Source organism: Streptomyces torulosus, from assembly GCF_001419765.1.
In the GTDB taxonomy this organism is placed as follows: domain Bacteria; phylum Actinomycetota; class Actinomycetes; order Streptomycetales; family Streptomycetaceae; genus Streptomyces; species Streptomyces torulosus.
The window spans coordinates 194-5,157 of the sequence record NZ_LIRK01000739.1 but is presented as its reverse complement, the minus strand read 5'-3'; the positions used below and the strand labels follow the sequence as shown (position 1 = coordinate 5,157).

Annotated in this window: 4 protein-coding genes and 1 pseudogene; all 5 read left to right on the top strand. The window is 76.6% G+C overall.

Going from position 1 to position 4,964, the window contains the following annotated elements; all coding sequences use genetic code 11:
• Positions 1-124: 124 nt before the first annotated feature.
• Complete coding sequence (locus AOK23_RS38835) at positions 125-1,252, top strand: glycosyltransferase family 9 protein (RefSeq protein WP_079049949.1); 1,128 nt, start codon at positions 125-127, stop codon at positions 1,250-1,252.
• The gene (locus AOK23_RS38830; RefSeq protein ID WP_055717169.1) at positions 1,249-2,214 is read left to right on the top strand and encodes a glycosyltransferase; all 966 of its coding nucleotides are present in this window, start codon (positions 1,249-1,251) and stop codon (positions 2,212-2,214) included. Before AOK23_RS38835 ends, AOK23_RS38830 begins: the two co-directional genes overlap by 4 nt.
• On the top strand, positions 2,211-3,479 hold the full coding sequence (locus tag AOK23_RS38825; RefSeq protein WP_055717168.1) for a glycosyltransferase: 1,269 nt from the start codon (positions 2,211-2,213) through the stop codon (positions 3,477-3,479). The genes AOK23_RS38830 and AOK23_RS38825 overlap by 4 nt, the downstream gene beginning before the upstream one ends.
• A gap of 126 nt (positions 3,480-3,605) precedes the next feature.
• Positions 3,606-4,235 (top strand): D-sedoheptulose-7-phosphate isomerase, encoded by a 630-nt coding sequence (locus AOK23_RS38820; RefSeq protein ID WP_055717167.1) that lies wholly within the window; start codon positions 3,606-3,608, stop codon positions 4,233-4,235.
• A pseudogene (locus tag AOK23_RS38815) lies at positions 4,232-4,964 on the top strand (hypothetical protein); the annotation flags it as partial. The gene AOK23_RS38820 and the pseudogene AOK23_RS38815, both read left to right, overlap by 4 nt.

Here is a 4,964-nt window from a genome sequence, read left to right as displayed (position 1 = left end):
ACCCCGAGACCCGTAGTAGCCGCCCGGCCGCCGTCGCTCCCGGGAGCCGTGGCAGTCGCCCGGCCGCCGTCGACCCCGAGACCGGTGGTGACTGCCCGGCCGCCGTCACCACGGGAGGCCGGCCATGAGCGCCGCCACCGCCCTCCCCCGCAGCCTCGTCGTGCGTCTGGACAGCGCCGGTGACGTGCTCCTGGCCGGTCCCGCCGTCCGCGCGGTCGCCGCCGGGTCGGACCACACCGCGCTGCTGTGCGGGCCGCAGGGGGCCGCGGCCGCGCGGCTGCTGCCGGGCGTGGACGAGGTGCTCGTGCACGACGCCCCGTGGGTGGGACTGGACCCGGCCCCCGTGTCACGGACCGCCACCGACCGGCTGGTCGAGGAGGTGGCGGCCCGCCGCTTCGACCGCGCCCTGGTGCTGGTGTCGTACCACCAGAGCCCGCTGCCGGCGGCACTGCTGCTGAAGCTGGCCGGGGTGGGCCGGATCGCCGCCGACAGCGAGGACTACCCCGGCGCACTGCTCGATCTGCGCCACCGGCGGCTGCCCCACCGTCACGAGGCCCTGGCGGCCCTGGACCTGGCGCGGGACGCGGGCTGCGCGCTGCCGCCCGGCGACGACGGGGCACTGCGTGTCCTGCCGCCCCCGGACATGACGCCGCTGACCGGTGGCGAACCGTACGTGGTCTTGCATCCGGGGGCCGCGGTACCGGCCCGCGCCTGGAGTCCCGGCCGGGCGGCACGGGCCGCGGCCGCCCTGTCCGCGGCGGGCCACCGCGTCGTGGTCACCGGAGGACCGGACGAGCGGGACCTCACCTCGTACGTCGCCGGCGGGCACGCCCTCGACCTCGGCGGCGCCACCGATCTGCGGCAGTTGGCGGGGGTGCTGGCCGGGGCACGCGTGACGGTGGCCGGCAACACCGGGCCGACGCATCTCGCCGCCGCGGTGGGGACCCCCGTGGTCTGTCTGTTCGCGCCGGTGGTGCCGGCCGAGCGCTGGCGCCCGTACGGCGTGCCGCACGTCCTGCTCGGGGACCAGGGCGCCGCGTGCGCCGGGAGCCGGGCCCGGAGGTGTCCGCTGTCGGGGCACCCGTGCCTCGACGGTGTCGGCGACCGGCAGGTCCTGGCCGCCGTCGCGGCACTCGGCGGCCCGTCCGACGACCGCACCGGGCGGCCCGTCCGCCCCGACCCGTGGAGCCGCGACGCGGCCTGGCCGGGGCGGGCCGGCGACCGTGCGACGGAACGAGGAGCGACCGTATGAACATCCTGCTGTGGCATGTGCACGGCTCCTGGACGACGGCCTTCGTGCAGGGCCCCCACACCTATCTCGTTCCCGTGACTCCGGACCGGGGGCCGGACGGCCTCGGGCGCGCCCGGACGTTCTCCTGGCCGGCCTCGGTGCGCGAGGTGCCGCCCGAGGACCTGCGGGAGGCGCCGGTGGACCTGGTGGTCCTCCAGCGGCCGCACGAACTCGCGCTCGCCGAGCGCTGGCTGGGCGGCCGACGCCCCGGGCGTGACGTGCCCGCCGTCTATCTGGAGCACAACGCGCCGGACGGCGACGTGCCGGGGACCCGGCATCCGTACGCCGACCGCGACGATCTGACGCTGGTGCACGTCACCCACTTCAACCGGCTGTTCTGGGACTGCGGCGCCACCCCTACGGCGGTGATCGAGCACGGCATCGTCGACCCCGGGCACCAGTACACGGGACGGCTCCCCCGCGCGGCCGTCGTCGTCAACGAACCCGTACGGCGCGGCCGGTACACCGGCACCGACCTGCTGCCCGCCCTCGCTCAGGCGGCGCCGCTCGACGTCTTCGGCATGGGTACCGAGGGGCTGGCCGCCCACCTGGGCCTGCCGGAGGACCGCTGTCGCTCCGCCGACCTGCCCCAGAACCATCTGCACCCCGCCATGGCCCAGCGCCGCCTCTATCTGCACCCGGTGCGCTGGACGTCCCTCGGCCTGTCCCTGCTGGAGGCGATGCATCTGGGGATGCCGGTCGTGGCGCTCGCGACCACCGAGGCCGTCGAGGCGGTACCGGCGGACGCGGGCACCCTGTCCACCCGGCCCGAGGTGCTCGCCCGGGCCGTACGCCACTACCTGGAGGACCCCGCGGCGGCCGCCGCGGACGGTGCGCGAGCCCGGCAGGCGGCCCTCCAACGGTACGGACTCAAGCGCTTCCTGGACGACTGGGAGCGCGTGATGACGGAGGCCCGCTCATGAACTCGATCCTCACCCCCTTCCGGCTCGGCGGTATCGCCTCCTCTCCGCGCCCCCGATCCATCGCGCTGGTCTCGGAGCACGCGAGTCCGCTCGCCGTCCTCGGCGGGGTGGACGCGGGCGGGCAGAACGTCCATGTCGCCGCCCTCGCCTCGGCGCTCGCCGACCGGGGCCACGAGGTCACCGTGTACACCCGCCGGGACGCGCCGGACCTGCCCGACGAGGTGCCGCTGCGCCACGGGGTGACGGTGCACCATGTGCCCGCCGGTCCCCCGGAGTCGCTCCCCAAGGACGAACTCCTGCCCCACATGGGGGACTTCGGCCGCTACCTCGTCCAGGTGTGGCGGTCGGGGCCGCCGGACGTGGTGCACTCCCACTTCTGGATGTCGGGCGTCGCCGCCCTGCGGGCCACCCGTGAGCTGGGGCTGCCGCTGCTGCACACCTACCACGCCCTCGGCACGGTGAAGCGACGGCACCAGCAGCGCGCCGACACCAGTCCGCCGCAGCGGATCGCGCTGGAGCGGGAGGTGGGCCTCGCCTGCGACCGGGTCGTGGCGACCTGCCGGGACGAGGTCGACGAGCTGGCCCGTATGGGGGTCCCGTCGAGCAAGGTGTGCGTCGTGCCCTGCGGGGTCGACACCGCGCTGTTCACGCCGCGCGGTCCGGCCATGGCACGCGGTCCCCTCCCCCATCGGGTGCTGCAACTGGGGCGTCTGGTGCCGCGCAAGGGCGCCGCCGTCTCGATCGCCGCCCTCGCCCTGCTGCCCGACACCGAACTCGTCGTGGCCGGCGGCCCTCCGGCGGACCGGCTCGCGGACGACCCCGAGGTCCGCAGGCTGCGCGCCCTCGCCGACGCGGTGGGCGTCGCCGACCGGGTCCGCTTCACCGGCGGGGTGCCGAGTCGTGAGGTACCGCCGCTGCTGCGCGGCGCCGACGTGGTGGTGTGCCCCGCGGACTACGAACCGTTCGGCATCGTGCCGCTGGAGGCGATGGCCTGCGGCCGGCCGGTGGTCGCCAGCACGGTGGGCGGTCAGCTGGACACGGTCGCCGACCCCGGCACCGGGCGGCTGGTGCCGCCCCGGCACCCTCAGGCGCTGGCCGGTGCTGTCGCTGAACTCCTCGCCGACCCCGGCGCCCGCGCCGCGTGCGGGGAGACCGGCCGCCGCCGCGTCCTGCGCCGCTACTGCTGGGACCGCGTCGGCATGGCGACCGAGGCGGCGTACGAGAGGGTCGTCGACGCCCGCCCCGCCATGACCGGCGTCGTCTGACGGCCCCGCCCCACGGCATTCCGAACGCGAACCCCCACAGGTCCGTCCGACCGCGAACCCCCACAGGTCCGAAGGAGGTGCGGGTCAGGCCGCCGTCCCCTCGGGGACGCGGCGCACCCGATCGCCATGACCGAATCCCGTGCACTCGACGCCGCACACCTGCACTGCCGCTCCCTCGAACAGGCGCTCGGCCGACTCCGGCGGGACGGCCTCGGCCGGATCGCGGAGTGGGGTGGGCGCCTCGCCGACGTCCTGCCGGCCGGCGGTCGGCTGCTCGCCGCGGGCAACGGCGGCAGCGCCGCCCAGGCCCAGCATCTCACCGCCGAACTCGTGGGCCGCTACCAGCGGGAACGCCCCGCGTACTCGGCGATCTCCCTGCACGCCGAGACATCGAGCGTGACCGCCATCGGCAACGACTACGGCTTCGACCACGTCTTCGCCCGGCAGGTCGCGGCGCACGGCCGTCCCGGCGATCTGCTCCTGCTGTTGTCCACGTCCGGCCGCAGCGCGAACCTGATCACCGCGGCCGTCACCGCCCGCCGGGCCGGACTGCGGGTCTGGGCGATGACGGGGCCCTCGCCCAACCCGTTGGCCGACGCCGCCGACGAGACGCTGGCCGTCGACGCCGACAGCACGGCGACCGTCCAGGAGACCCACCTGGTCGCGGTCCACCTGCTGTGCGAGTGCTTCGACGCCGCCGTCGCCGCGGGCACCCGCCGCCCGGACCCGGTACCGGTCCGCGGGAGGGCGTCATGACCGGGGCGCACCGCACGGACGGCATACGGCGGGCGGAGGCGGGCAGGGCACGCGGAGCCTCCGGGCCGCTGGTGGTCGTGGGGGACACGCTGCTGGACGAGGACGTGGAGGGCACCGCCACCCGGCTGGCCCCGGACGCGCCCGCGCCCGTCGTCGACGTCACCGGCAGCCGACGCCGCCCCGGCGGGGCCGGACTCGCCGCCGCCCTGGCGGCCACTCTCACGGCCGGCGACGGCCGTGAGGTGGTGCTGGTGACCGCACTCGGCGCGGACGAGGCGAGCGACGCCGTACGACGGGAGCTGCGCGGCCGGGTCCGGCTCGTCGAACTCCCCCTGGAGGGCACCCTGCCCGTGAAGACGCGGGTCCTCTCGGGCGGCCGCCCCCTCGTGCGGATGGACCGGGGCGGCGGCACGCCCTGCGCTCCCTGCGCCGCCGTACGGGAGGCCCTGGACCAGGCCGACGCGATCCTCGTCGCCGACTACGGACGCCACACCGCCGACGCCGTACGGGACCATCTGGCGGCCGTGGCACCGCACACACCGCTGGTCTGGGACCCCCATCCCCGGGGCGGGGCGCCCGTGCCCGGCGCCCGGCTGGTGACGCCGAACGCGACGGAGGTACGGGGACTGTGCCCCGAAAAGGGCACCGGCAGGGGCAGGGAAGCGGACCCGGGCGGCCGGCCGGGCGCGGGCGTTGCGCCCGGAGAAGGTGACGCGGGCGCTGTGGGCG

What these genes read in the sequence shown, in the direction of transcription:
- AOK23_RS38820 (WP_055717167.1), top strand. Translation starts at nt 3,606, where the DNA reads ATGACCGAATCCCGTGCACTCGACGCCGCACACCTGCACTGCCGCTCC.
- AOK23_RS38825 (WP_055717168.1), top strand. Translation starts at nt 2,211, where the DNA reads ATGAACTCGATCCTCACCCCCTTCCGGCTCGGCGGTATCGCCTCCTCT.
- AOK23_RS38830 (WP_055717169.1), top strand. Translation starts at nt 1,249, where the DNA reads ATGAACATCCTGCTGTGGCATGTGCACGGCTCCTGGACGACGGCCTTC.
- AOK23_RS38835 (WP_079049949.1), top strand. Translation starts at nt 125, where the DNA reads ATGAGCGCCGCCACCGCCCTCCCCCGCAGCCTCGTCGTGCGTCTGGAC.